Raw genomic sequence first — 25,117 nt, 5'->3', positions numbered from 1 at the left:
TTTTTTTTGCCCGCAGAAAAGTTATTCCGCGAGTTCCGCGCCTTTGTCCGCCAATTCCATCCAACCGGCCAGCACGGTGTAAGCATCTTCCAGGCCCATGCGCTTTGGTGCAGAGAACAGCTGGATCGTGATCGCGTCGCCCCAGCCCTTACGGATTTCGGACTGCACTTTGAGCAAGGTGTTCTTGGCCGCGCCGTAGGTCAGCTTGTCTGCCTTGGTCAGCAGGATATGCATCGGCATGCCGCTGGCGACCGCCCAATCGAGCATCAACAGGTCGAAATCGGTCATCGGATGGCGGATGTCCATCATCAGAATCAAGCCTTTCAAACTCTCCCGGCCACCCAGGTAAGCCTCCAGGTGACGCTGCCAGTGCAACTTCAGCGGGATAGGTACTTTTGCATAACCGTAACCCGGCAGGTCGACCAGACGCCGATCATCGTCTAGCTTGAAGAAATTGAGGAGTTGCGTGCGGCCCGGGGTTTTCGAGGTGCGCGCCAGGCTCGCGTGAGTCAGGGTGTTCAGCGCGCTGGACTTGCCGGCGTTGGAACGACCGGCAAAGGCGACTTCAAAGCCTTCGTCATCGGGGCATTGGTCAACTTTGGCGGCGCTGAGCATGAACGTGGACTGTTGGCACAGGCCGAGGATGGGATTCTTGAGTTGCATGAGATTTCCGATGTGGGCGGTGCCGAGAAAGGGTGCGGCAAGCGGTGTCGTTTCCGTTTCAGTAGCGCCAGTATATAATGCCGCAGATTTTGTGTGTGCTTTGTCCCAGCGAAGGATGAAGTTCACGGGAGCGATAGACCTTTATTGCGCATTAGAACGCAGAACGCTCTCAAACCCTGAAATGGTCGACGTATGACCAAGTGGTTGCTCGCTATCGGTGCCCTGGTCCCGCTTTACGGCGTTCAGGCTACACAGGATCCGGAAGCGGTGTACAACCGAGTTTGCGTGGCTTGCCATGCCGGCCAGTTGCCCAGCGCCCCCAGACGGGGTGACCAGGCAGCCTGGGCGCCAAGACTGGCGCAGGGCATGGACACGCTGGTGCTACACGTGACCCAGGGTTTCAAGGCAATGCCGCCGCGTGGTTTGTGCATGGACTGCAGTACTGAGGATTACCAGGCCATCATTGAATTGATGGTGAGTAAACCCGGTAGATAACTCTTAAACCCCTTAGCCGTAGTTGGATTAGCTGATGAACAAACTGATCGTGAGTCTGCTGTTGACCTTGGGCATCACCGGTGTTGCCCATGCTGCAGGCGACGCTACAGCGGGCCAGGCGAAAGCCGCCGTATGTGGTGCTTGCCATGGACCGGATGGTAACAGCCCGGCACCGAACTTCCCCAAACTGGCCGGCCAGGGCGAGCGTTACCTGACCAAGCAGATGCAGGATATCAAGTCCGGCAAGCGCACGGTCCTGGAAATGACCGGCTTGTTGACCAACCTCAGCGATCAGGACCTGGCAGACATCGCGGCGTATTTTGCCAGCCAGAAAGGCAGTGTGGGAGCTGCTGATCCGAAACTGGTGGCCCGCGGCGAGAAACTGTTCCGCGGTGGCGACCTGGATAAAGGCCTGCCGGCCTGCACCGGTTGCCATTCGCCCAATGGCGCGGGCATTGCCGCCGCCGGCTTCCCGCACTTGAGTGGCCAGCACGCCACCTACATTGCCAAACAGCTGACCGATTTCCGTAAGGAAGAGGCCGGGCGCACCAACGATGGCGACGCGGCGATCATGCGCACCATCGCCCGCAAGCTGAGTGACGAGGACATTGCGGCGGTCTCCAGCTACATCCAGGGCCTGCACTGAGGTGCACGCAACGTTAACACTCGATTAATCCCGCGATGCAAGCATAAAAAGGGTGGCCCAGGCCGCCCTTTTTTGTGGCCGGTGCCGTTACACTAACGAACTCATGCCCGCGCGGACCTGTCACAACAAAGGTCGCGTGAGGCGACTTTATTTGTCCAGGAGTAAAGCATGCGTAATCTGATCCTCAGCGCCGCTCTCGTCACTGCCAGCCTCTTCGGCATGACCGCACAAGCCGCCGACGTGCCGCTTGAAGCCGGTAAGACCTACGTTGAATTGGCCAATCCGGTTCCGGTTTCCGAACCCGGCAAGATCGAAGTGGTGGAGTTGTTCTGGTACGGCTGCCCGCATTGCTACGCTTTTGAACCGACCATCAACCCATGGGTTGAAAAACTGCCCAAGGACGTGAACTTCAAGCGCATTCCAGCCATGTTCGGCGGCCCATGGGATGCCCACGGCCAACTGTTCCTGACCCTGGAAGCCATGGGTGTCGAGCACAAAGTCCACAAAGCGGTATTCGACGCGATCCAGAAGCAAGGCAAGCGCCTGACCAAGCCGGACGAAATGGCTGACTTCGTGGCCACCCAAGGTGTCGACAAGGACAAGTTCCTGGCCACCTTCAACTCCTTCGCTATCCAGGGCCAGATCAAGCAGGCCAAGGAGCTGGCGCAGAAGTATGGCGTGCAAGGCGTACCGACCATGATCGTCAACGGCAAATACCGTTTCGACCTGGGCACTTCCGGTGGTCCTGAGCAGACCCTCAATGTTGCCGACCAACTGATCGCCAAAGAGCGCGCAGCCAAGTAAGGGGCCCGTCATGCGCCGCTGGGGTACCGAACGTGTGGTTGGCCTGCATGATCCGCAGGTCAATGAACATCACCTGGAGTCCACGGGCCTGCCGGCAGACAGCCGCCTGCGCCTGCTCAGCTTCAATATCCAGGTAGGCATCAGTACCGAGAAGTACCGGCACTACCTCACCCGTGGCTGGCAGCACCTGCTGCCCCATAACGGACGTGCTGGCAACCTGCAAAAGATCGGCAACCTGCTGAACGACTTCGACCTTGTCGCCCTGCAGGAAGCTGATGGCGGCAGCATGCGCTCCGGCTATATAAACCAGGTGGAACACTTGGCCCAGCTGGGTGCCTTCCCCTATTGGTATCAGCAGCTCAACCGTAACCTCGGGCGCCTGGCGCAGCACAGCAATGGTGTGCTCAGTCGCTTGAAGCCCTCAGTCATCGAAGATCACCCGTTACCCGGACCCAAGGGGCGGGGTGCGATCCTCGTGCGCTTTGGCGAAGGCCCGGAGGCCTTGGTGGTCGTGATGATGCACCTGGCACTGGGCGCCCGCACTCGCACGATGCAACTGGCTTACATCCGCGAGCTTATTGGCAATTACAAACACCAGGTGCTGATGGGGGACATGAATACCCACGCCAGCGACCTGTTGCAGAATTCTCCGTTGCGCGACCTCGGCCTACTGGCGCCGCAAGCCGAAGCCACGTTTCCCAGTTGGCGCCCGCAACGCTGCCTTGACCATATCCTGCTCAGTCCTACCCTCACACTCGAGAGTGTGCAGGTGCTGGCGCAGCCCATCTCCGATCACCTGCCGGTCGCGGTAGAGATTCGTCTGCCGGGTTCGCTCACGGCTGATGCATTACCCGCGTTGAGCCCTGGCCCCCGCGGACCCCTTGCATGAGCGACGACGCCCAGCGCTGGAAAGAGAAATACCTCAAGAGCATCGAGCAACAGGAAAAACTCGAACGCCGCTGGGCTGCCCGCCTCGACCTGCTGCGCCGTGGACTGGTGCGCAGCACGCTGGCGGCTGAGGGCACTGACCGCGCCGTCGACCAATGCATGAAGGAAATGCGCGACGTCGTCCGTACCGATGATATGGACGCCGCCCTCGCCGCCTTGCTGCCGCGCCTGGAAAAAGCCGTGCTGGATTCGGAGCAGCGCCGCGAAACCCGGGTCGACCAGATCAGCACCGCGCTGACTTCCCTGGTCGCGCAACTACAGAAACTTCCATTGCCCCGTGAGGTGGCCCGGCCGCTGAAGACGTTCGCCAAGCAGTTGGACGGCCGCGTCGGCCAGGCGCGAGAGATCCCGCTGTTGCTCAGCGAGTTGAGCGGCCTGCAGGGCCAGGCACTGAACAACCTGGAGCCGGACGGCGAAACCGCGCGACCAGGCCCTGGGCTTTTGCAGCGCCTGTTCGGCGCCAAGGACATTGCGAACGAAGCGGTGGCGGACGAATCGACCCCCCGACCGGCCCCGCAGCCTGCGGCGACCAAGCCAGTCGCTGTCGAGCCACAGCCGTCCGAGCAATCCGAGGAGCTGACGCAAGCGTTGCGTGCCTTTGCGCCGCAGCCTCAAGAAACCGCCGCTCCGGTCATCGAGCCCGTAGCCCCCGCCCAGGAGGCCGAGCCCTCCAGCGAAACCTTCGTTTATGAAACCCCGCCTCGAGCCGACGCTATTGAAACACCCGGAGCGCGTGTCGAGCCCAAGCCTCAAGACGAAGAACCCGCACCGGAAAGCGCCCTCGCAGCCTTAATCGAAACGCCTGAAGTTCAGGTCGAGACCCCGGATGAGACCACCATTGGCAGCTTGTCGCTTCCACCGGTGCTAGAAGAGCTTGATCCTGACGAATTGCAAGCGGATGGAGCCTATGCCCTGCCCGACTCGCCAGAACCGTCCTACAGCTCCGTGGCCAAGCACATCGAAGACACTCTGCTCGGCCTGCTCGAAGAACTCTCGTTGCCCGAACGTCACCGACCCCAGGCCGAAGCCATGCGCGAGCGCCTGGCCCATGGTTTGAACTGGTACGAACTGCTGCCGATCCTCGACGATCTGGCAGTCTTGATGCTGGCGATCACCGACAGCGGCCAGCATGAGTTCGAGGCTTACCTCAAGCAGCTCAACGAACGGCTCGAGGCGTTTCAGGGTCACTTGCAAGTCGCCAGCGAGGGGCATGCCGACAGCCGCTCCGCCGCCCGTGAGCTGGACACACAGATCCGCGAACAGGTCGATGGCCTGCAAAGCAGCGTGCAGGAAGCTGCCGACCTGGACAGCCTCAAGCACGTGTTGGAAAGTCACCTTGAGGGCCTGCTCGGTACCATGGATGAGCATCAGCAGCAGCGCGACCTGCGCGAGCAGGAGACGGCGGCACGCCTCAAAGGTCTGGCTGAGCGGGTTGCCAACATGGAGCAGGAAGCCCAGGGCTATCGCGAGCACCTGGAGGTGCAGCGCCAGAAGGCGTTGATCGATCCGCTCACGGGCCTGCCCAATCGTGCCGCCTGGAGCGAGCGCCTCGATTATGAGGTAAACACCTGGCACCAGCACGGCAACAACCTGTCGTTGGCGATGCTGGACCTGGATCACTTCAAGCGTATCAACGATGGCTACGGCCACCTCGCCGGCGACAAGGTGCTGAAGATCATCGCCAACGTGCTGCGCAAGCGCCTGCGCCCGACCGACTTTATCGCGCGCTTTGGTGGTGAAGAGTTTGTCTTGCTGATGCCCGACTCATCCCTGGCGGATGCCCTGGCCGTGGGCGAGGTGTTGCGTGCGGCGATTGAAGCGTGCCCGTTTCACTTCAAGGGCGAGCCGGTGACGATCACCGTGTCCATGGGCGTGGCGCAGTTCCAGCCGGGAGAGCGCAGTGATCTTGCGCTCAAGCGTGCCGATGAAGCGTTGTATCGGGCCAAGGCCGCGGGGCGCAACCAGGTACAGGCTGCCTGAAAAATGTTCCATTTTGTGATTTGACCGCTGGCTTGCGATCGGTACGTTACACTGTTGCATTATCGTCTTCTGCGTAACGTCTACCGCCATGAAATCCTTGTACTTCGCTTTTGTGTTCCTTGTGCTCGCAGGCTGTGCCAGCGGCCCTCGCCTAAACACCAACCACCCCTCGGTGAACCACGACAACCGCGTGCAGTTCGTGATCGTGCATTACACCTCGACCAACCTTGAACGCTCGCTGGCATTGCTCACCCATGGTCAGGTCAGCAGCCATTACCTGATCGGCGACGACGCCTCGGCCACCATCTACAAGCTGGTGGACGAGAGCCAGCGCGCCTGGCACGCGGGGGAAAGCGAGTGGATGGGCCGCACCTGGCTCAACTCCAGCTCCATTGGCATCGAGATCGTGAACCCAGGCTACAAGGACACACCTACGGGCCGCTTGTGGTACCCCTACTCAGAGGCGCAGGTGAAGTCCCTGGTGGTGTTGCTCAAGGACATCAGCAAGCGCAACGGTATCGACCCCAAGAATATTATTGGTCACAGCGATATCGCGCCGTTGCGCAAGCTCGACCCAGGCCCGCTGTTCCCCTGGAAGCGGCTGGCCGCCGAAGGGTTGGGCGTTTGGCCGGATGCGCAGGCCGTTGCGCGCTTTCAGGTGCAATACGCCGCCGAGCTGCCAAGCATCACCTGGTTCCAGGAAGAGCTGGCCCGCCTGGGCTACCAGACGCCCCAGACCGGCGAGTTGGATGTCGCCACGCGCCATGTGATCGCGGCGTTCCAGATGCATTTCCGGCCGTCGCTGTTCGATGGCACGCCGGATGCAGAAAGTGCAGCCATTCTGCGTACGTTGAACCGAAGCTAGAGCGGCAGCGCCATATAGAACTGAGTGCCCTGCCCCGGTCGCGAGTACACGCCCATGCGGCCACCGTGCAATTGCACGATTTCCTTGCACAGCGCCAGCCCCAGGCCGGCGCCGCCTTTCTTGCGGCCCACCTGGACAAAGGGTTCGAAGATCCGCCCCTGCTGCCCGTAGGCGATGCCCTCGCCGTTATCCTCGACGCTGACGATCACCCGCTCGCCATGGCGCCGTGCCTGCAGGCGTATCTGCCCGCCCGCGGGAGTGTGGCGCAGCGCGTTGCCCAGTAGATTGTCGAGCACCCGCTCGAGTTGGACCTGGTCTGCATACAGCCGAGGCAGGTCGGATTGGGCTTCCACCAGCAGTTCGATATCTTGCGCGTTGGCGGGCTCGGCGAAGCGTGCGCGAGCGTGTTCGAGCAGATCGGTGACGTCGCACGGCCCCAGCGTGAGTTTTTGCAGGCCGTTCTGGTAGCGTGAGAAGTTGAGCAGGTCGTTGATCAACTGCATCAGGCGCTGCATCTCTTCATTGACGGTATCCAGCAAGTCCGCTTCACGGGACTCCGCCGGGAACTTCGCACGTTCGCGGAAGAGTCCGAAGGCCATATGCATGCCGGTCACCGGCGTACGCAATTCATGGGAAGCGCGCAGTACGAACTCGCTGCGCACCCGCTCGAAGGCGCGTTGTTCAGTCACGTCATGCAGCACCATCACTGCGCCGAGAATATGTCCCTGGGTATGGCTGACCGGGGTCAGGCTGTAGGTCAGCAGGCGCAGTTCGCCCTCGACCTCCACTTCCAGATCCTCCGGCGCCCGCTCTAGGTTGCCGCCGCGCAGCACCAGGTGCAGTTGCTCATCCAGCTCCGGACGCGACAAGGCTTCGCCCAGGCCTTGGCCGAGGCGCTCCTCGTCCCAGCCCAGTTGGCGCTGAGCCACGGGGTTGAGATGCTCCAGGCGGCCTTGGCGGTCAATCATCAGCAAGCCATCGTCGATGCTGTCGAGCACAGCCTGCAAGCGCTGTTGGCCGGCCAGCAGTTCATCCACATTGGTCGCCTGATGCTGGCGCAGAGCTTCGGCCATGATGCCGAAGCGGCGGGTCAGCTGGTTCATTTCTGCTGCCGAGGAGATTGGCAGCGTCACCTCGAAATCCCCTTGTCCGATCTTGTCTGCCGCTTTGGCCAGCGCTTCGATCGGTCCGCCAAAACGCCGCGCGATGCCATGGGCTGTCACAAACCCGATGATCAGCACGGCAAGCCCCACCAACCCCAGTAATCCGGCGACCAATAACGCGCGTTCGCGGGACTTGTGCTCGCTGTTGCTGATGTTTTCCAAAGCCTGCTTGTGTTCGGCGATCAGGCCATTGCGCAGCGTGTTGAAGGTGTCGGTGAGTTTGTCCTTGGCGCCGGGCGGCGGCGTCGGTTGCTGGGATTGATCAAAGGCCTCCAGCAGCGCCTGATATTGGCCTCGGGCCTGACTGAAGCCCGTCCCGCGACCGTCGCGCTGTTCATGGGCAATGCCTTGATCCAGCAGGTCGAAGTAGCGCCGTTCCGAGGATTGCAGCGCCTCTGGGTCCGGCCGGTCTTCCAGCATCATGATCAATTGATCGCCCAGGCTCTGGCGTAGCTTGAGGCCCAGGTCCAGGGTGACGAAGTTGCTGCGAATCAGGGACTCCTGGGTCTTGGCCATTTGCATGACACTTACCAGGCCCAGGATCAAACCCAGCAGGGCAACGGTAATCAGCGCTGAGATGCTCAGGAATAATCGAGTGCGCAACTTCATCGCTAACTTCATAGAGTACAGCTCACAGGTTGTACTGTTTGCGTTTGCGGTACAGGGTCGACGCGTCGATGCCGAGGGTGCGGGCCGCCTGGTCCAGGGTATCGCTGGTGGCAAGCACTGCGCCGATGTGGGCTTTCTCCAACTGGTCCAGACTGAGTGCCGCGCCAATGCGTGGAGCATTGTTGCTAGGTTGTTCGGCCATGCCCAGGTGGCTGATTTCCACCTTCTCCTGCGGGCAAATGATGCTGGCGCGCTCCACCACGTTACGCAGTTCGCGAATGTTGCCCGGCCAGCGGTAGTTGAGCAGCGCTTCGCGCGCTTCATCGCTGAAACCGCGTGCTGGTCGGGCATATTCCTTGACGAAGCGCGCCAGGAACCGGTCGGCCAGGGTCAGGATGTCTTCACTGCGCTCGCGCAACGGTGGCAGATGCAAGGTGATTACATTGAGGCGGTACAGCAAGTCTTCACGGAAGCGGCCGTCACGCACCATGTCTTCCAGGTTCAGGTTGGTGGCGGCGAGGATGCGCACATCGGCACGGCGGGTGACAGGGTCGCCCACGCGCTCGTACTCCTTGTCCTGGATAAACCGCAGTAACTTGGGTTGCAAGGTGAGGGGAAAGTCGCCGATCTCGTCGAGAAACAGCGTGCCGCCGTCCGCTTGGTTGACGCGGCCCAGGGTGCTTTCACTGGCGCCGGTAAACGCCCCTCGACTATGGCCGAACAGCTCGCTTTCCATCAGTTCTGCCGTCAAAGAGGGGCAGTTGATGGTCACGCAGGATTTCTTCGAACGCTTGCTCCAGCCGTGAATTGCGCGGGCCAGTTCGCCTTTACCCGTGCCTGACTCGCCAAGGATCAGGATGTTCGCATCTGTCCCAGCCACCTGGCGCGCCGTTTCCAGCACCACCATCATTGATGGGCTGTGAGAGTCGAGGCCGTCTTTCGGCTGGCGCACTTCGCCCTCCAGGGCTTCGAGCCGCGCAGACAGTTGGCGCACTTCCAACTGCTTGGCGGTGGCCAGGCGCAGTTGATCGGGGCTGCAGGGTTTTACCAGGTAGTCAGCGGCGCCGGCCTGGATAGCATCGACGGCGGTATCGACTGCCGAATGGGCGGTGACGATCACCACGCGCATCCAGGGCGCCTGGATTCGCATCTGGGCCAGCACATCCAGGCCATTGTCTTCGCCCAGGCGCAAGTCCAGGAAGCACAGGTCGAATACCTGGCGTTGCATCAAGGCGTCGGCCTGGGCCGCGCTGTTCGCAGTGGCGACGGTGTAGCCTTCATCTTCCAGGCAATAACGGAAGGTGCGGAGGATCGCAGACTCATCGTCCACTAAAAGAATGCGGCCTTGAAGTTCCTTGGCTGATTCCATCTGTCCCGCGCTCCTTAAACTATGAATGATGGTGTTTAGTCCCGGAATAATCGGGCAAGTTGCATGGTTTATTCTGATCGATAAATAGCAGTGTCGTGCAGGTATCTGCATCACTTCCTACAAAGCCCCGTCTGATGCCGTTTTCATGCCGTCTTGCCACTTCGGCAACACCCTCTTCGTTTTCTATCCCTCGACCCGACCGCTGGCCATCGTGCATTTCGCACGGCATCCACGGGGGCATCGTGCAGGATGCTGGAGGGTGCATGAGTCTTTAGTTCATAACCATCTGATTTTATTGGGTTTTATTTTGTAAAAAAACTGGCACGCGCTCTGCAATAGCTCTTCCAACGAATAATCAAAATGCGGGAGAACAACAGCATGACTCGCCAAAGCCTCAGCCAACTGCGTGTATCGCCACTGCGCTTGCAGCAAGGCCTGTTTGCCAGCCTGGCCCTGATGGTCACGCTGATCGGTGGCCAGCAGTTGCAACATTGGCAGCAGAGTCAGCCGCAGATCCCCCAGTTTGAACGTCCGTCCATGACCCAGACCCATTTCCGTTCCGTTGGCAGTGTTGCTGCCGATGCAACAGCCCCGCAACTGCGGATGGTTGACCAGGAGTCTTTCCTGAGTGAGCTGCCATCCCAGGAGCGTTGGGTGTTCTAGGCACCAAAAGGCCACTTTCGTGGCCGCAAAGCACTACCGCTGTTACCTCTATAAAGAAGCATAAGGAGAATCACCATGTTGAGTTGGGCAATCACATTTCTGATCATCGCCATTGTGGCTGCAGTCCTGGGCTTCGGTGGTATCGCGGGCACTGCCACGGGTATCGCAAAAATTCTGTTTGTGGTGTTCCTGGTGATGTTCATCGCTTCCTTCTTCTTTGGTCGTCGCGGCCGAGGCTGAAAATGACCACTTTGTCCTTCAAAGCCATTACTGTCGCCCTGCTACTGGGCGGCAGCGGCTTGGCGATGGCTGCCAACGACGGCCAGTCCCGAGCCAACGAATTGCTCAGCGCGGACCCGCAATACCGTGAGACCTGGCAAGGCGTGGTGAAGAAAGAAGAGCGCCTGCCGGAATGGGTGATAAACCTGTCCGGCACCGCTGAGCAAATGAATGCCGTGGAAGAAGATGGCGACAAGTATCTGGTCGGGCCGCTCTGCGAAACTGCGGACACCTGCCTGAACAAGCGCCTGATCGTTGCCTTCAGCCTCGACAAGGAAGATGCCTACGCCATGTTGGTGGAAGTCCCGGCCGGTCTGCCTAAGGACAAGTCGCCAACGCGGCACGCCGATTACCGTTTTATCGGTAAACCGGATGAAGGCATGCAGAAGCTGCTGATGGAGCAGCTGAAGAAAGATCCGAATTGGTACTAGGTTCCGTCTGACACGCGTGTTGTCTGCGGGGCCGGCGTCTATAGAAGGAAGCCCTCGCTTCTTTCTGTTTGCACCGCTCGCCAAGGGCGGTGCATGACCAAGGGGCCGGGTTGCTCTGATCACCTGCGATCGGCGCGACCTACGGGTACAGGGAGTGCCTGCGCAAGGGCCGGGTCAGGCGAAAAGCTGCGACGCAGGTTCACAAGCCATCGGCTTGCTGAACTTGCGGCGGGCTTTAACGCTCCTTCTTCCGTTGTTCATGCCGCCCTTAGTCGCAAATCACTTTTCTGCTCATCTCCAAACATTACTTAGTGTGTCGGGTAGACCATCTATCGATAAATTTTCGTGGGTGCCATAGGACATTTCCGACACTAAATGATGGAATTCTCAGGCATTTCCGCCAGGTCCCCAGAGACGTCCCGTATCTCTGAGCGAGCCGGGTTTGGCCGGTTCACGGCATTTTTGTCGGACAAAATGTCACATTTGAACTGACCGTTCGGACAGTTATTATTAAAAAATCTCATGCCGATTCGGCATAGGGTAGGCGTTTACGGCATTAGACGTCGAACCCTTGCATGGGAATAGTTGCGCCTTTTTTCGCCTGCCAGTAAGCCATTTCGGCCATGCTGCGGTGACCTTCCATGGAGGCAGATGCACACACTTTTTCGCTCTCGAGCGTTGCGGCTGGCGCATTTGCCTTAAGTTCACTTGAAGTAAGGGTAATGACATGAAGAAGGCAAAGCTAAGCCTCGCCTGGCAGATCCTCATCGGTTTGGTGCTGGGGATCGCAATCGGTGCAGTGCTTAACCATTTCAGTGCTGAAAAAGCCTGGTGGATCAGCAACGTATTGCAGCCAGCGGGCGATATCTTTATCCGCCTGATCAAGATGATCGTGATCCCGATTGTGATTTCCTCGCTGATCGTCGGCATTGCCGGTGTGGGTGATGCGAAGAAACTCGGGCGCATCGGCGTCAAAACCATCCTTTACTTCGAAATCGTCACCACCATCGCTATCGTGGTCGGCCTGCTGCTGGCCAACCTGTTCCACCCGGGCGCGGGTATCGACATGAGTACCCTGGGTACCGTCGACATCTCCAAGTACACCGCCACCGCCGCCGAAGTGCAGCATGAGCATGCGTTTATCCAGACCATCCTCAACCTGATCCCGTCGAACATCTTCGCCGCCGTCGCCCGTGGCGAGATGCTGCCGATCATCTTCTTCTCGGTGCTGTTCGGCCTTGGCTTGTCGAGCCTCAAGCCTGAGCTGCGTGAGCCGCTGGTGACCATGTTCCAGGGCGTGTCCGAGAGCATGTTCAAAGTCACTCACATGATCATGAAGTACGCCCCCATCGGGGTCTTCGCACTGATCGCGGTGACCGTTGCCAACTTCGGCTTTGCCTCGCTGCTGCCGCTGGCCAAGCTGGTGATCCTGGTTTACGTCGCCATCCTGTTCTTCGCTTTCGTGATCCTCGGCCTGATTGCCCGCCTGTTCGGCTTCTCGGTGATCAAGCTGATGCGCATCTTCAAGGATGAGCTGGTACTGGCCTACTCCACCGCCAGTTCCGAGACCGTGCTGCCGCGTGTGATCGAGAAGATGGAAGCCTACGGCGCGCCGAAAGCCATCTGCAGTTTCGTGGTGCCGACCGGTTACTCGTTCAACCTCGACGGTTCGACCCTGTACCAGAGCATCGCGGCGATCTTCATTGCCCAGCTGTATGGCATCGACCTGTCGATCGGCCAGCAACTGATGCTGGTGCTGACCCTGATGGTCACCTCCAAAGGCATCGCTGGCGTACCGGGTGTGTCCTTCGTGGTGCTGCTGGCCACCCTGGGCAGCGTGGGCATTCCGCTGGAAGGCCTGGCGTTCATCGCCGGTGTCGACCGCATCATGGACATGGCGCGTACTGCACTGAACGTGATCGGCAATGCCTTGGCCGTGCTGGTGATCTCCCGTTGGGAAGGCATGTACGACGACGCCAAGGGCGAACGCTACTGGAACTCGCTGCCGCATTGGCGCACCAAGACCGCCGCGCCGGCCGCCCAGGCCACCCGCAGCTGATAGCGTGACGGCTTAAAGACAAACCCCGGAAAATTCCGGGGTTTGTCGTTTCTGCCAGCCCCGCTATCATTCGCCCCATTCTTCGGGGGGATTCAACTGATGCTCAATGGCCTGTGGCTTGGCTTCTTTGTCGTGGCAATGGTGTCGGCACTGGCGCAATGGCTGGTCGGCGGTAACGCCGGGATATTCGCGGCAATGGTCGAAAGCATTTTCGCCATGGCCAAATTGTCGGTGGAAGTCATGGTGCTGTTGTTCGGCACCCTGACGCTGTGGCTGGGTTTTCTGCGCATCGCAGAGAAAGCCGGGATCGTCGATTGGCTGGCCAAGGCCCTCGGCCCGCTGTTCCGCCGTTTGATGCCGGAAGTGCCCGCCGGCCACCCGGCCATCGGCTTGATCACCCTCAACTTTGCCGCCAACGGCCTGGGCCTGGATAACGCCGCCACCCCCATCGGGCTCAAGGCCATGAAGGCCTTGCAGGAACTCAACCCCATCCCCAACACCGCCAGTAACGCGCAGATCCTGTTCCTGGTGCTCAACGCGTCTTCATTGACGCTGTTGCCGGTAACCATCTTCATGTACCGCGCCCAGCAAGGCGCGGCGGACCCGACGCTGGTGTTCCTGCCGATCCTGCTCGCAACCAGTGCGTCCACACTGGTGGGGCTGCTCTCGGTGGCAATCATGCAGCGCCTGCGGCTGTGGGACCCGGTGGTGCTGGCGTACCTGGTCCCCGGTGCGCTGGTCTTGGGTGGTTTCATGGCGTTGTTGGCGACGCTCTCCGCCACGGCGCTGGCCGGGCTGTCCTCGATCCTTGGCAACCTCACCTTGTTCGGCCTGATCATGCTGTTCCTGGTGATCGGTGCGCTGCGCAAGGTCAAGGTCTACGAGGCGTTTGTCGAAGGCGCCAAGGAAGGCTTCGACGTGGCGAAGAACCTGCTGCCGTACCTGGTGGCGATGCTCTGCGCCGTGGGGGTGTTGCGAGCGTCGGGCGCGTTGGACTTCGGCCTTGAAGGCATACGCCATGTGGTCGCCTGGACGGGCATGGACACGCGCTTTGTCGATGCCTTGCCGACCGCGATGGTCAAGCCGTTCTCCGGCAGTGCCGCGCGGGCGATGTTGATCGAGACCATGCAGACCCAGGGCGTGGACAGCTTCCCTGCACTGGTCGCGGCGACGATCCAGGGCAGTACCGAGACCACTTTCTATGTGTTGGCGGTGTATTTCGGCTCGGTGGGCATCCAGCGCGCGCGGCACGCCGTGGGCTGTGCGTTGCTGGCGGAGTTGGCCGGCGTCGTTGCGGCGATTGCGGTGTGCTATTGGTTCTTTGGTTAAGGCTCGGATTGCTATCGGGGGCAAGCCCCCTCCCACAGGTTGATCTGTGAACACATTCAAATGTGGGAGGGGGCTTGCCCCCGATGAGGCCCTCAGTGTTTAGCTGCACTATTGCCTTGCTGAACAACCCAATCCACCACCTGCTTATTCAACTGATCCCCCGCCTGCCCAAACCCGGCGACCACCGCCGGCACCTTGGTGTCGCTCACCGGCTGCCTCACCTCAAACCGTCGGCTGGCCACGATCCGTTGATCACTGCCGCGTACCAGCCGCGCATCCAGGCGAATCACCACCTCTACCGCTCCGCCGTGATATTCACTCTGGAACGCCTGCAATTGCCCACCCAGTTCGTAGTCGGACTGCAGGTTGGTGTCATCGGTGCTCAGCAGCGTCACCCGGCCATCACGCTGGAAGCCGTCCATGAAGCGGTTGCGCAACAGCACCGGCGCCGGATCGCTCCAGCGCGAGTTCGCATAGCTGCTGATCAGGTCGCCAGTGGGCACCACGGCAATGCGCGGGCTGTCGAGAAACTCGCTGGTCTGCGGCTTGTTCACACGCAGTGACCAGCTGACCGGCGCGCCCTGGCTGGCGGTCTGCGCCGCGGCAAGGCGATACACATCCGAAGGGTCGGCCTTGGGCAGAATCGAACACGCGCTCACCAGCGCCAGGGCCAAAGGGGCGATCATTGTGTAAGCACGCTTCATGGCGTGAACTCCTTGTTCTTGTCGCTGCCCAGCAAGTAACCGCTGGGGTTGGCTTCCAGGCGGCGGGAGATGGCGCGCAGCGAACCGAGGGTTTCGCGCAGCTCGCGCACGGCCGGCGCAAGTTCGTTTAGGCCTTGCATGCCGCTGTTCACCGAGTCCTTGTTGTTGGTCAGCAAGGTGTTGATGGTCGCGGTGCTTTGTTCAAGGGATTTCATGGCCTGCTCGGCGCTGCCGAAGGCCTGCTTGCCTTGTTCGTTGAGCAAGCCATTGGCGTTGCGCATGAGCACGGTGGTCTGTTCCAGCGCCGCAGTCGCCTGCTTGCTCACCTGCATCAGTTGCTGCATCACCACCTTGATATCGCCGCGCTGGTCGGCAATCGCGCCGGTGGTTTGCTGCAGGTTCTCCAGGGTGTTGCTCAGGCGTTCGACGTTCTCGCGGGAGAACATGTGATTGGCGTTGTGCAACAGCAGGTTGACGCTGGTCATCAGGTCGTTGCTGTTGTTCAGTAAGCGCGCGATGGGCGATGGCGAGGCGATGATCTGCGGCAGGTTGCCGTCCTTGCCCTTGAGCTCGGGACTCTGCGGGGTGCCGCCACTGAGCTGGATGATCGAGGTGCCGGTGATACCGGTCAGGGCGAGCTTGGCCTGGGTGTCTTCCTTGATCGGCGTCTGCCCGGCCAGGCGGATGCGCGCGAGCACGCGGCGCGGGTCCTTGGGGTCCAGGCTCAGGCTGATCACGTCGCCCACCTTGATCCCGCTGTACTGCACCGAGCTGCCCTGGGACAGGCCGCTGACCGCCTCGTTGAAGATCACTTCGTAGTCCTGGAAGGCGCTGTCGACGCTGGACTTGGCCAGCCACAGGCCGAACAGCATCGCGCCGACCACCACGATCACACTGAACAGACCGATCATCACATGATGGGCTCGGGTTTCCATGTCATACCTCGTTGAGCGATTGAGCGGCATCCAATGCCGCGCGGCCACGGGGGCCGTGGAAATATTCGTGGATCCACGCGTCGTCGGTTTCCGAGACAACATCGATGGCATCGGCCACCAGCACTTTCTTCTGTGCCAGCACCGCCACGCGGTCGGTAATGGTGTACAGCGTGTCCAGGTCGTGGGTGACCAGGAATACGCTCAGGCCCAGCGCATCGCGCAGCGTCAGGATCAGTTGGTCGAATTGCGCTGCACCGATGGGGTCGAGGCCCGCCGTGGGTTCGTCGAGGAACAGAATGTCCGGGTCCAGCGCCAATGCGCGGGCCAGGGCGGCGCGCTTGATCATGCCGCCGGACAGCGACGCCGGATATTTGTCCGCCGCCGACAATGGCAGCCCGGCCAGGGCCAGCTTGACGGCGGCCAAGTGCTCGGCGTCGCGGCGGCTGAGGCCGGCGTGTTCGATCAAGGGCAGCGCGACGTTTTCGGTAACGGTCAGCGAGGAAAACAACGCGCCCTTCTGGAATAGCACGCCAAAGCGTCGTTCCACCAAAGAGCGTTCGTGCTCCGGCAGGCTCGGCAGGTTCTTGCCGAACACCCGCACCTCACCTTCGCTGGGACGACGCAGGCCGACAATGCTGCGCAACAGCACCGACTTGCCGCTGCCGGAGCCGCCAACCACTGCGAGGATCTCGCCCTTGTACAAATCCAGGTCGAGGTTTTCATGCACGCTCTGGCTGCCAAAGCGATTGCACAGGCCACGCACTTCAATCACCGCCTCACTGGGCGCTCGGTGTAGACGACTCACCAGCCCATCTCCATGAAAAACAGCGCGGCCACGGCATCCATCACGATCACCACAAAGATCGATTGCACCACGCTGGAGGTGGTGTGGGCACCGACCGATTCGGCGCTGCCGCTGACCTTGAAGCCTTCCAGGCAACCAATCGCAGCGATCAGGAACGCAAAGATCGGCGCTTTCACCATACCCACGAGGAAGTGCTGCACGCCGATGTCCGATTGCAGCAGCGAGAGGAACATCGCCGGCGAAATATCCAGGGCCACCGCGCACACCACGCCGCCGCCGATGATGCCCGAGAGCATTGCCAGGAACGTCAGCATCGGCAGCGCCACCAGCAGCGCCAGCACGCGGGGCAGTACCAGCAGCTCCATCGGGTCCAGGCCCAGGGTGCGGATCGCGTCGATTTCTTCGTTGGCCTTCATCGAGCCGATCTGTGCGGTAAAGGCACTGGCGGTGCGGCCGGCGATCAGGATCGCGGTGAGCAAGACGCCGAATTCCCGTAGGAAAGAGAACGCCACCAGGTCTACCGTGAAGATCGTCGCACCGAAGCTCTTGAGCACCGTGGCGCCGAGGAAGGCCACCACCGCACCCACCAGGAACGTCAGCAAAGCCACGATGGGCGCGGCATCCAGTCCGACCTGTTCGAGGTGCGCAACCATGGGCGTCACGCGCCAGCGCTTGGGGCGCAAGATGCTACGGGCGAAGGTTTCGAGAATCAGGCCGACGAAACCCAGGAGTTTCTTGGTGTCCTGCCAGACCGTGTCCACCGCACGGCCGATACGTGCCAGAACCTGAATGCCCGCCGCTTCTTCCGGGGCTTTTTCCGGCACGCAAAAATCATTCAGGGAACGGTAGACGGTCTTGAGCAGCGCGCGGTCGGCGGCAGACAAGCTGCAATCGGTCTGCTCGGCGGACTGCTCGATGCGGGTCGGTCCCAGCAGTTCCACCAGCAACGAGGCGCCGGCGGTATCCAGGGCGCCGAGGCCGTTGAGGTCGATGCGCGCGCCGGCGTCGTATTGGCCGTCGAGCTTGTCCGACAGCTTTTTCAGGCTGGCATAATGGGCAAGCGTCCAGTCCCCCGTAATCCGCAGTTGTGGCGGGGTGGTGGACGTATCGAGGTGGGCTGCGCCGGCCGTTGTAGGGGGGGTCATAAGCTCCGAGCTTGTTTGGCTATCCACAATTCCTACGTAATAGCACGATACGGCCTACTTTGGGTTGTCCGTTTGTGCTGAGTCCGTCACCTTGAAGCGCAGCACACCGATCACCTGCCCGTCTTCGGTCAGCACCCGTACCTGCCAGCGGCCCACGGCGTCGGCCGGGAAATTCTGTTTGTGGGTCCACGCGCGGTAACCCTCTTTGCGCCCGCCATGGATATCCAGGGCGATGCGGTCGACCTCTTGGCCGTTGAATTTCCACACGTGGTAGATGCGTTCATCCAGTCCACGCGGCGCATTGATCGCGGTATAGGCGTACAACCCACCGCTGCGCAGTTGGGCGGCAGTGACTTCCTTGAGATCGTCGCCTGGTGTGCGGTCCTGCAGTTGGGTGCTGATGGCCACTTCGGTCATCCACAACGTGGCCGGAGGCACCCAACTGCGCAGGAACCACCCGGCGCAGCCGATGGCGGCGGTGACCCCGAGCAGCATCGCCCAGCCTTTGACGCTACGCAGCGGCAGGCTTACCGCCAGGCTGGGGATCGACAGTGCCATGGCCACGCCGAGGGCCAGTTTGTAACTCTCGGCGGTGGTCAGGTGCAGGATGATCGGCAACGCGGTGAGCAGCGCCGCGAACAGCGTAAAGGTGTGCAGTGCAAGGAACAGCGAGCGCTTGGGCGCCAGCCACTTGTAGTACAGCGGGTCGGTGATCGAGATCAGCGCCGCCGCGCCAAGCAAGCCCGTGAATACTGATTGGCCACTGTTCCACGCGGTGGTGACGAAAAAGAACGGCAGCACGAAAAACAGACTTTCCTGGTGGATCATCTGGGTTGCGTAGCGCAACAGCGGTTCGGGGATTTCGCGCTTGAAAATCCTGGTGAACAGCTGGGTGAAGCTGTTTTCCAGCATCAGCCACAGCCAGCTCACCAGCATGATCACCGCAATCCAGCTGGCCATGCCCTGCTGGCGATCCACCAGGATGAAGCTGCCCACGCCTGAGATAAAACCGCCGAGTGCAATCACCCCTGGGTAGCGCTTGATCAGCTCGAGGATGCGCTGGATTAAGTGGGTCAGGTTTGGCATTCGGCGGTTCACAGTCTTATAGGAAAAAATCCAAGACAGAATAACGTCTTAGGCCGTTGTCCGGTGCCTCATTGCGCAATCCGTTTGCGATAAAGCCGCACGCCGATCAGCACAAAGGCGATCAGTCCCAGCACTGCGGCGCCGATCCAGCTCAGCATGTCGTAGCTGAGCAGCGGTTTTTCGATACGCCAGTAACCGGGCTGCTTGAACACTTCACGCATGGCCTGGTTGGTCTGGTCCAGGCTCACGGCCTTGATGCGCTTGGCCGGGTCACTGAAGTGGCCGTTGTTGTAATCGCCGGACGCGCTCCAGTAGTAGTCGGCCAAGGCGCTGTTGCCTTGCACGGCCCACGCCTGGCGCGCAATGGCAGCTTGTTGCAGTCGCGCAAATACCGCTGGGTCGAGGCCGTCCTTGAGCAGTCGGGCCTTGAGGTCCTGGAGTACGTGTTCCGCTTCGGGGAGGTTTTCCCGCTCTAAGTCGGCATTCAGGCTGAGGAAACCGACACCGCCGAGTACTTCGCGCTCGCTCCAGGGGCCGTAGGACAAACCGTGCTTGAGACGCAGTTGGCGGTACAGCGCCCAGTCGAGGTAATCCTTGAGCAGGTCGTAGGTTTCATCATGCCCCTCGTCCAGCATCGGTTCGGGAAATAACCAGTGCAATTTGGCGCTGTTGCCGACCCAGCCGTGGATCAACTCGCGATGGCTGGCAGCGGCGTGTTGTATTTCCGGCAGCGTCGGATGCTCAGTGGGGTCGACCGGGTCGAGTTGGCCGTAGGTGCGTTCCAGGTAGGCGGGCAGCAGTTTGTCGAGGTCGCCGACGATAATCAGGGTCATGTTGTTGGGGGCGTACCAGCGTGCGCGCAGGTTCTCCAGCTGGTCGCGGGTCAGGTGATCGACCTCGGCGCGCTCGGCGCATTTGAGCCCCAGTTCGACGGCCAATTGGTTGCTGGCGGTGTGGCCCAGGTCTTGGCGGTCCAACAGGCGTTGCAGGTGTGAGTAGTGGCCGCCGTCTTCGCGCTCCACTACCCGCTTGGCGGCGTTGATATTGGCGTCGGTCAGTTCGGTGCGGGTGATGATCGCCAGCAGCAGGTCCAGCACTTTGCGCTGGTTTTGCGCGGGCGCCTCGATCACAAAGGTGGTATCGGCGTTGCTGGTGTAGGCATTCCACTCGCCGCCCAGGGCTTGCATACGGTCTTCCAGCTCGGCTTCGCCACCGCCGTCGATGCCGCTGAACAGCAAGTGTTCGAGCAGGTGCGGCAGCTCTTTGTCTGCGCAGTTGAAGTCATCCAGGCCTACACCGACCACCAGGCGGATCGCTACATGCCCGCGTTCGGTGCCGGGTTTGAGCAACAATTGCAGGCCGTTGGGCAAGGTGTAGCCCTCGACTTGCAGGCGGTCAAAGGCAAAGGCGTGGGCAGATCCCATGAGCAGGCAAGCGAACAACAGGCGACGCATAACAAGCTTCCTGGCGAGTGAGGTCATTTTTAACTGACTTCACGGGCCACCGTACGTTCAGGGCGAATGTGTGATGTCGGCAATATCTTCGGCGGAGAGCGCGCCGGTGTCAGACGTTTCCAACACTACATAAGCACTGCTGCAAAACAACGAGTTCAGGCGTTTCATATCGGCAATCAGTTCCAGGTGCAGGGAGCTGGTCTCCAGGCTCTGGACGATCTTGCGCTGAAGGCGGCTGACATGGGCGTGGGCCAGGCGCCGTTCCTGAGCGCGGAAGCGGCGCTTCTCGCGCAGCAACTGGCGGGCGCTTTCCGGGTCGGCACTGAGGAACACCGACAACCCCAGGCGCAGGTTGGCGATCAGCTGGCTGTGCAGGCCGGTGAGTTCTTCCAGGCCCACTTCGGAGAACTGACGACGCTGGGAGGTTTTCTGCTGCTGGACTTTGCGCAGCATGCGCTCGATCAGGTCGCCGGCCAGTTTCAGGTTGATCGACAGTTCGATGATCTCGGCCCAGCGCCGATTGTCATGTTCACTGAGGTCTTCCCGGGGCATCTGGGCCAGGTAGAGTTTGATCGCGCTGTACAGCGCTTCGACATCATCGCTGAGGCTGCGCATTTCCTGAGTGATCGCGGTCTGCTTGCCGCGCAGCACTTCGAGCATGGCGGTGAGCATATTGTCGATCAGGTCGCCCAGGCGCAGGGTCTCGCGGGCAGCGTTGGCCAGTGCCAGGCTGGGTGTGGCCAGGGCGGCCAGGTCCAGATGGCGTGGTTTGGCCTTGCCGTTCACCTCTTCGCGCTCAGGCAGCAACCAGGCACACAAGCGGGCCATCGGGCCAATGGTCGGCAACAGGATCAGGCAACGGCTGACGTTGTAGAGCAGGTGGAAGGTGATGACCATGCCTTGCGCGCTGTAGTCCAGGCCATCCATCCAGCGTACGAGCGGGTCGAGCACCGGGATGATCAGCAGCAGGCCGATCAATTTGTACAACAGGCTGCCCAAGGCTACCTGGCGTCCGGCGGCGTTCTGCATGCTGGTGCTGAGGAACGCCAGCACGCCGCTGCCGATGTTGGCGCCGATCACCAGGCCGATGGCCACGTGCAGGCCGATCACACCGGCGCCGGCCAGGGTGGCCGTCAGCAGGACGGCGGCCAGACTGGAATAGGAAATCATCGCGAACAAGGCGCCGACCAGAGCGTCGAGCAGGATGTCGCCGGTCAGCGACGCGAAGATGACTTTGACGCCCTGGGCGTGGGTAATCGGCCCGGCCGCTTCCACAATCAATTGCAGTGCGAGGATGATCAACCCGAGGCCGATACCCACCCGGCCCAACTGCCCTGCCCGCGTCTGTTTGCGTGACAGGAAGAAGATCACCCCGAGAAAAATCAGCAGTGGCGACAGCCAAGACAAATCAAACGTCAGCACCCGCGCCATCAGCGCGGTACCGACATCGGCGCCGAGCATGGTCGCCAGGGCGGGCATCAGCCCCATCAGGCCTTGGCCGACAAAGGACGTGACCAGCATTGCCGTGGCGTTGCTGCTCTGCACCATGGCCGTCACCAGGATACCGGCGATAAACGCCAGCCAGCGCTTGGACATGTTCTGCCCGATGACTTGGCGCAAGTTGGAACCGTAGACCCGCAGGATGCCGGTACGGACGATATGCGTGCCCCAGATAAGCAGGGTCACGGCGGAAAGCAGATTGAGCAAGGTCAGCATGCTCGGCCCCCCGTGTGGGTGCGCTCGAAAATGAGCGAAGGAAAGTTGCCGCGTGCCGCTCTACGTCTTGTACTTAAGCTGTAGTTGGCGAATGCGCTCTGCGCCAGCATCGCATAGCTAAAGTGGGGATTGAAATAAAACTGTCATGAAATCAGCTTTTTGCGGATAAAAATAAGGGGCCTGTGCAGGCCCCTTAATTGTCTGGCTCGGGTTTATTGACCCGGAATGTCTTTGCGCAGTTTCACAGGATCCTGCTGTTTCTTCTTTTTCGCGATCGCGGTGCGCATCTTGATGTTCACCGCTTCCACCGCCAGCGAGAACGCCATGGCGAAGTAGACATAGCCTTTTGGCACATGCACATCGAAGGATTCGGCGATCAGCACGGTACCGACTACCAGCAGGAACGACAACGCGAGCATCTTCAACGACGGGTGCTTGTCGATGAATTCGCTGATGGTGCCGGCCGCCAGCATCATCACCAGCACCGCTACGACAATCGCCGCGACCATCACTGGCACGTGGGAGACCATGCCGACCGCAGTGATCACCGAGTCCAGGGAGAACACGATGTCGATGATCGCGATCTGGATGATGGTGTAGATGAACTTGCCACCGGCGCCCTTCGGCTCGTCGTGGGTTTCGTCTTCACCTTCCAGCGCGTGGTACATCTCCTGGGAGCTTTTCCACAGCAGGAACAGGCCACCGAAGAACAGGATCAGGTCGCGACCGGAGATGCCTTGGCCGAAGACCACGAACAGGTCGGCGGTCAGTTGCATCACCCAGGTGATCGACAACAGCAACAGGATGCGCGTGACCATGGCCAGGGCCAGGCCGAAGATCCGGGTGCGTGCCTGCATGTGCTTGGGCATGCGGCTGACCAGGATCGAAATCATGATGATGTTATCGATGCCCAGGACGATCTCGAGGGCCGTCAGGGTGAAGAAGGCAATCCAGATCTCCGGATTGGTCAGCCATTCCATGTGTATTCCTTTAAGCGAGTGTTAAACCGCGCAAGCTGCAGCGCCGCGCGGTTGGGTGTTTGGGATTATAGAGTGCTGAAAAGCGGAATAATCCCCATCAGCAAAGCGGCGACCATTATGCACAGGCATACCAGCACTGCCCACTTGAGGGTGAAGCGCTGGTGATCGCCAAATTCGATACCTGCCAAAGCGACCAACAGGTAGGTCGAGGGTACCAGTGGGCTCAACAGGTGCACGGGTTGTCCGACGATCGACGCACGTCCCATTTCTGCAGCCGTGATGCCGTAGTGGCTGGCGGCTTCGGCGAGTACGGGCAGTACGCCATAGTAGAACGCGTCGTTGGACATGAAGAAGGTGAACGGCATGCTCACCAGTGCGGTGATCACCGCCAGGTAAGGGCCCAATGCATCAGGGATGACCGCCAGCAGGCTCTTGGACATGGCATCGACCATGCCGGTGCCCGACAGGATGCCAGTGAAGATACCGGCCGCGAAGATCAGCCCCACCACCGCCAGTACGCTGCCGGAGTGGGCGGCGACGCGGTCTTTCTGCATCTGCAGGCACGGGTAGTTGACGATCATCGCGATACTGAACGCCACCATGAACAGCACCGGCAGCGGCAGCAGGCCGGCGATCAGCGCGCACATCAGGGCGAAGGTCAGCGCGCCGTTGAACCAGATCAGTTTCGGGCGACGGGCGTCCGGGTATTGGGAGACGCTGATCTCGCTGTGGTCGATCTCATCGCCTTGCAGGTGCAGTTCGCCCAGACGTGCGCGCTCGCGCTTGCCGTACAGGTAGGCGATCGCCAGGATCGCGACCACACCGGCGGCCATCGCCGGGATCATCGGCACGAAAATGTCCGAAGGGTCCACATGCAATGCACTGGCGGCACGAGCGGTCGGACCACCCCAAGGGGTCATGTTCATCACGCCACCGGCGAGAATGATCAGACCAGCCATGATCCGTGGGCTCATGCCGATGCGCTGGTACAGCGGCAACATGGCGGCCACGCAGATCATGTAGGTGGTGGCGCCGTCACCGTCCAGGGACACGACCAGGGCCAGTACAGCGGTGCCGACCGAGACTTTCAGCGGGTCGCCCTTGACCATTTTGAGGATCTTGCGCACGGCCGGGTCGAACAGGCCGGAGTCGATCATCAGGGCGAAGTACAGAATGGCGAACATCAGCATCACGCCGGTCGGCGCAAGCTTGGTGATACCGGCCAGCATCATTGGGCCGATCTCGGGTGCGAAGCCACCGAACAGCGCGAACAGGATCGGCACGATGATCAGGGCGATCAGCGCGGACAGGCGCTTGGTCATGATCAGGAACATGAACGTGATGACCATGGCAAAGCCAAGGAAAGTCAGCATAGGAATACTCCAGGCGTAGCGCGGCTAGGGAATGGCGAACCGCGTGGCGGTCAGCGCAGAACGAAAGGCACGAGGCGTACGGGTGGAGTTGGGGCGAACAGGCGGGTACGGGCGGACATCGGGAATCACCATTGTTGTTGTTAACAGCCGGTCTGTTGCCGGCAGTGGGGGCGATCCTAGACGGGTAAGCTTTCAGCCAGCTTTCGCTGAGTAAACGGGTGACGAAGGGAATGCACGCAGTCTCTGGATTTATGTAGATCAACATGTGGGAGGGGACTTGCGTAAGCGTCCACGCATCCCGTCTTGCGCAGCTAAGTCGGTTGCCATCGATGCGGCAACAAATCCCCAATCTCACTCGCCCGCTGCGTCGGCAGGCGAGTAAGAACGTCCTTCAGATAAGCATATGCATCGTGGCCGTTGAGCTTGGCCGACTGGATCAAACTCATTAGCGCAGCAGCGCGTTGGCCACTGCGTAGTGAGCCAGCAAACAACCAGTTCTTTCGCCCTAGCGCCCATGGCCGTATCTGATTTTCGAGGTGGTTATTGTCTATGGGCACCGTGCCGTCGTTCAGATAACGGCTCAACGCAGCCCAACGTTTAAGGCTGTAATCCAGCG

Annotated in this window: 24 protein-coding genes; 11 read left to right on the top strand and 13 right to left on the bottom strand. The window is 60.7% G+C overall.

Annotation, left to right across the window (positions count from 1 at the left end):
- Positions 1 to 21: 21 nt before the first annotated feature.
- Positions 22 to 663 (bottom strand): ribosome biogenesis GTP-binding protein YihA/YsxC, encoded by a 642-nt coding sequence (gene yihA / locus BM017_RS03965; RefSeq protein ID WP_076952232.1) that lies wholly within the window; start codon positions 661 to 663, stop codon positions 22 to 24.
- Between the two features lie 192 nt (positions 664 to 855).
- Here yihA and BM017_RS03960 point away from each other — a divergent pair, with 192 nt between their 5' ends.
- From BM017_RS03960 to BM017_RS03935, 6 genes are all read left to right on the top strand, one after another.
- Positions 856 to 1,158 carry a c-type cytochrome gene (locus tag BM017_RS03960; protein ID WP_092241416.1) on the top strand — a complete coding sequence of 101 codons (303 nt, stop codon included), beginning with the start codon at positions 856 to 858 and terminating at the stop codon, positions 1,156 to 1,158.
- Positions 1,159 to 1,192: 34 nt separating this feature from the next.
- Complete coding sequence (locus tag BM017_RS03955) at positions 1,193 to 1,804, top strand: c-type cytochrome (RefSeq protein ID WP_058424433.1); 612 nt, start codon at positions 1,193 to 1,195, stop codon at positions 1,802 to 1,804.
- A gap of 168 nt (positions 1,805 to 1,972) precedes the next feature.
- A complete protein-coding gene (dsbA, locus tag BM017_RS03950; RefSeq protein ID WP_092241414.1) occupies positions 1,973 to 2,608 on the top strand; it encodes a thiol:disulfide interchange protein DsbA in 636 nt (211 codons plus the stop codon).
- 10 nt (positions 2,609 to 2,618) lie between these two features.
- Positions 2,619 to 3,497, top strand: coding sequence for an endonuclease/exonuclease/phosphatase family protein (locus BM017_RS03945; RefSeq protein WP_058424434.1), 879 nt, complete (start codon positions 2,619 to 2,621; stop codon positions 3,495 to 3,497).
- Positions 3,494 to 5,536, top strand: a complete 2,043-nt coding sequence (locus BM017_RS03940) for a GGDEF domain-containing protein (RefSeq protein WP_092241412.1) — start codon at positions 3,494 to 3,496, stop codon at positions 5,534 to 5,536. Before BM017_RS03945 ends, BM017_RS03940 begins: the two co-directional genes overlap by 4 nt.
- Positions 5,537 to 5,624: 88 nt before the next feature.
- Complete coding sequence (locus tag BM017_RS03935; RefSeq protein WP_092241411.1) at positions 5,625 to 6,401, top strand: N-acetylmuramoyl-L-alanine amidase; 777 nt, start codon at positions 5,625 to 5,627, stop codon at positions 6,399 to 6,401.
- On the opposite strand, the gene BM017_RS03930 is transcribed toward BM017_RS03935, so the two are convergent.
- Both BM017_RS03930 and algB read right to left on the bottom strand, forming a co-directional pair.
- Positions 6,398 to 8,185: a KinB sensor domain-containing domain gene (locus BM017_RS03930; RefSeq protein WP_092241410.1), complete on the bottom strand. Its 1,788-nt coding sequence runs from the start codon at positions 8,183 to 8,185 to the stop codon at positions 6,398 to 6,400. The genes BM017_RS03935 and BM017_RS03930 overlap by 4 nt on opposite strands.
- 10 nt (positions 8,186 to 8,195) lie before the next feature.
- Entirely contained in the window at positions 8,196 to 9,542 is a 1,347-nt protein-coding gene (gene algB / locus BM017_RS03925) for a sigma-54-dependent response regulator transcription factor AlgB (protein WP_058424438.1), read from the bottom strand.
- A gap of 378 nt (positions 9,543 to 9,920) precedes the next feature.
- Here algB and BM017_RS03920 point away from each other — a divergent pair, with 378 nt between their 5' ends.
- The 5 genes from BM017_RS03920 to BM017_RS03900 all read left to right on the top strand — a co-directional run bounded on the left by BM017_RS03920 (position 9,921) and on the right by BM017_RS03900 (position 14,303).
- Complete coding sequence (locus tag BM017_RS03920; RefSeq protein ID WP_092242367.1) at positions 9,921 to 10,205, top strand: hypothetical protein; 285 nt, start codon at positions 9,921 to 9,923, stop codon at positions 10,203 to 10,205.
- Between the two features lie 75 nt (positions 10,206 to 10,280).
- Entirely contained in the window at positions 10,281 to 10,445 is a 165-nt protein-coding gene (locus BM017_RS03915; protein WP_003170804.1) for a DUF1328 domain-containing protein, read from the top strand.
- 2 nt (positions 10,446 to 10,447) lie between these two features.
- Positions 10,448 to 10,915 (top strand): inhibitor of vertebrate lysozyme family protein, encoded by a 468-nt coding sequence (locus tag BM017_RS03910; RefSeq protein WP_092241408.1) that lies wholly within the window; start codon positions 10,448 to 10,450, stop codon positions 10,913 to 10,915.
- 727 nt (positions 10,916 to 11,642) lie between these two features.
- The gene (gene gltP, locus BM017_RS03905) at positions 11,643 to 12,974 is read left to right on the top strand and encodes a glutamate/aspartate:proton symporter GltP (protein ID WP_092241406.1); all 1,332 of its coding nucleotides are present in this window, start codon (positions 11,643 to 11,645) and stop codon (positions 12,972 to 12,974) included.
- 99 nt (positions 12,975 to 13,073) lie between these two features.
- Complete coding sequence (locus BM017_RS03900) at positions 13,074 to 14,303, top strand: nucleoside recognition domain-containing protein (protein WP_071490956.1); 1,230 nt, start codon at positions 13,074 to 13,076, stop codon at positions 14,301 to 14,303.
- Positions 14,304 to 14,395: 92 nt separating this feature from the next.
- On the opposite strand, the gene BM017_RS03895 is transcribed toward BM017_RS03900, so the two are convergent.
- The 10 genes from BM017_RS03895 to BM017_RS03850 form a co-directional block, all read right to left on the bottom strand.
- Positions 14,396 to 15,007 (bottom strand): ABC-type transport auxiliary lipoprotein family protein, encoded by a 612-nt coding sequence (locus BM017_RS03895; protein WP_092241404.1) that lies wholly within the window; start codon positions 15,005 to 15,007, stop codon positions 14,396 to 14,398.
- Complete coding sequence (locus BM017_RS03890; RefSeq protein ID WP_092241402.1) at positions 15,004 to 15,942, bottom strand: MlaD family protein; 939 nt, start codon at positions 15,940 to 15,942, stop codon at positions 15,004 to 15,006. The genes BM017_RS03895 and BM017_RS03890 overlap by 4 nt, the downstream gene beginning before the upstream one ends.
- Position 15,943: 1 nt before the next feature.
- A complete protein-coding gene (locus BM017_RS03885; RefSeq protein WP_071490959.1) occupies positions 15,944 to 16,747 on the bottom strand; it encodes an ABC transporter ATP-binding protein in 804 nt (267 codons plus the stop codon).
- A complete protein-coding gene (locus BM017_RS03880) occupies positions 16,744 to 17,892 on the bottom strand; it encodes an ABC transporter permease (protein ID WP_071490960.1) in 1,149 nt (382 codons plus the stop codon). Before BM017_RS03880 ends, BM017_RS03885 begins: the two co-directional genes overlap by 4 nt.
- Positions 17,893 to 17,946: 54 nt before the next feature.
- The gene (locus BM017_RS03875; protein ID WP_071490961.1) at positions 17,947 to 18,978 is read right to left on the bottom strand and encodes a DUF5924 family protein; all 1,032 of its coding nucleotides are present in this window, start codon (positions 18,976 to 18,978) and stop codon (positions 17,947 to 17,949) included.
- A 68-nt stretch (positions 18,979 to 19,046) separates the two neighbouring features.
- Positions 19,047 to 20,432: a M16 family metallopeptidase gene (locus tag BM017_RS03870; protein ID WP_092241397.1), complete on the bottom strand. Its 1,386-nt coding sequence runs from the start codon at positions 20,430 to 20,432 to the stop codon at positions 19,047 to 19,049.
- Between the two features lie 57 nt (positions 20,433 to 20,489).
- Positions 20,490 to 22,148, bottom strand: a complete 1,659-nt coding sequence (locus tag BM017_RS03865; protein WP_058424447.1) for a Na/Pi cotransporter family protein — start codon at positions 22,146 to 22,148, stop codon at positions 20,490 to 20,492.
- Positions 22,149 to 22,360: 212 nt separating this feature from the next.
- On the bottom strand, positions 22,361 to 23,128 hold the full coding sequence (locus tag BM017_RS03860) for a TerC family protein (RefSeq protein WP_014716354.1): 768 nt from the start codon (positions 23,126 to 23,128) through the stop codon (positions 22,361 to 22,363).
- 65 nt (positions 23,129 to 23,193) lie between these two features.
- A complete protein-coding gene (locus tag BM017_RS03855; RefSeq protein WP_071490963.1) occupies positions 23,194 to 24,501 on the bottom strand; it encodes a CitMHS family transporter in 1,308 nt (435 codons plus the stop codon).
- A 311-nt stretch (positions 24,502 to 24,812) separates the two neighbouring features.
- The coding region (locus tag BM017_RS03850) for an IS66 family transposase (protein WP_139216845.1) at positions 24,813 to 25,117 on the bottom strand (305 nt) is incomplete at its 5' end.

The sequence above is a fragment of the Pseudomonas sp. NFPP04 genome (assembly GCF_900113815.1).
Lineage (GTDB): Bacteria > Pseudomonadota > Gammaproteobacteria > Pseudomonadales > Pseudomonadaceae > Aquipseudomonas > Aquipseudomonas extremorientalis.
This window is presented reverse-complemented; position numbering and strand designations above follow the sequence as displayed.

What these genes read in the sequence shown, in the direction of transcription:
- yihA (WP_076952232.1), bottom strand. Translation starts at nt 663, where the DNA reads ATGCAACTCAAGAATCCCATCCTCGGCCTGTGCCAACAGTCCACGTTC.
- BM017_RS03960 (WP_092241416.1), top strand. Translation starts at nt 856, where the DNA reads ATGACCAAGTGGTTGCTCGCTATCGGTGCCCTGGTCCCGCTTTACGGC.
- BM017_RS03955 (WP_058424433.1), top strand. Translation starts at nt 1,193, where the DNA reads ATGAACAAACTGATCGTGAGTCTGCTGTTGACCTTGGGCATCACCGGT.
- dsbA (WP_092241414.1), top strand. Translation starts at nt 1,973, where the DNA reads ATGCGTAATCTGATCCTCAGCGCCGCTCTCGTCACTGCCAGCCTCTTC.
- BM017_RS03945 (WP_058424434.1), top strand. Translation starts at nt 2,619, where the DNA reads ATGCGCCGCTGGGGTACCGAACGTGTGGTTGGCCTGCATGATCCGCAG.
- BM017_RS03940 (WP_092241412.1), top strand. Translation starts at nt 3,494, where the DNA reads ATGAGCGACGACGCCCAGCGCTGGAAAGAGAAATACCTCAAGAGCATC.
- BM017_RS03935 (WP_092241411.1), top strand. Translation starts at nt 5,625, where the DNA reads ATGAAATCCTTGTACTTCGCTTTTGTGTTCCTTGTGCTCGCAGGCTGT.
- BM017_RS03930 (WP_092241410.1), bottom strand. Translation starts at nt 8,185, where the DNA reads ATGAAGTTAGCGATGAAGTTGCGCACTCGATTATTCCTGAGCATCTCA.
- algB (WP_058424438.1), bottom strand. Translation starts at nt 9,542, where the DNA reads ATGGAATCAGCCAAGGAACTTCAAGGCCGCATTCTTTTAGTGGACGAT.
- BM017_RS03920 (WP_092242367.1), top strand. Translation starts at nt 9,921, where the DNA reads ATGACTCGCCAAAGCCTCAGCCAACTGCGTGTATCGCCACTGCGCTTG.
- BM017_RS03915 (WP_003170804.1), top strand. Translation starts at nt 10,281, where the DNA reads ATGTTGAGTTGGGCAATCACATTTCTGATCATCGCCATTGTGGCTGCA.
- BM017_RS03910 (WP_092241408.1), top strand. Translation starts at nt 10,448, where the DNA reads ATGACCACTTTGTCCTTCAAAGCCATTACTGTCGCCCTGCTACTGGGC.
- gltP (WP_092241406.1), top strand. Translation starts at nt 11,643, where the DNA reads ATGAAGAAGGCAAAGCTAAGCCTCGCCTGGCAGATCCTCATCGGTTTG.
- BM017_RS03900 (WP_071490956.1), top strand. Translation starts at nt 13,074, where the DNA reads ATGCTCAATGGCCTGTGGCTTGGCTTCTTTGTCGTGGCAATGGTGTCG.
- BM017_RS03895 (WP_092241404.1), bottom strand. Translation starts at nt 15,007, where the DNA reads ATGAAGCGTGCTTACACAATGATCGCCCCTTTGGCCCTGGCGCTGGTG.
- BM017_RS03890 (WP_092241402.1), bottom strand. Translation starts at nt 15,942, where the DNA reads ATGGAAACCCGAGCCCATCATGTGATGATCGGTCTGTTCAGTGTGATC.
- BM017_RS03880 (WP_071490960.1), bottom strand. Translation starts at nt 17,892, where the DNA reads ATGACCCCCCCTACAACGGCCGGCGCAGCCCACCTCGATACGTCCACC.
- BM017_RS03875 (WP_071490961.1), bottom strand. Translation starts at nt 18,978, where the DNA reads ATGCCAAACCTGACCCACTTAATCCAGCGCATCCTCGAGCTGATCAAG.
- BM017_RS03870 (WP_092241397.1), bottom strand. Translation starts at nt 20,432, where the DNA reads ATGCGTCGCCTGTTGTTCGCTTGCCTGCTCATGGGATCTGCCCACGCC.
- BM017_RS03865 (WP_058424447.1), bottom strand. Translation starts at nt 22,148, where the DNA reads ATGCTGACCTTGCTCAATCTGCTTTCCGCCGTGACCCTGCTTATCTGG.
- BM017_RS03860 (WP_014716354.1), bottom strand. Translation starts at nt 23,128, where the DNA reads ATGGAATGGCTGACCAATCCGGAGATCTGGATTGCCTTCTTCACCCTG.
- BM017_RS03855 (WP_071490963.1), bottom strand. Translation starts at nt 24,501, where the DNA reads ATGCTGACTTTCCTTGGCTTTGCCATGGTCATCACGTTCATGTTCCTG.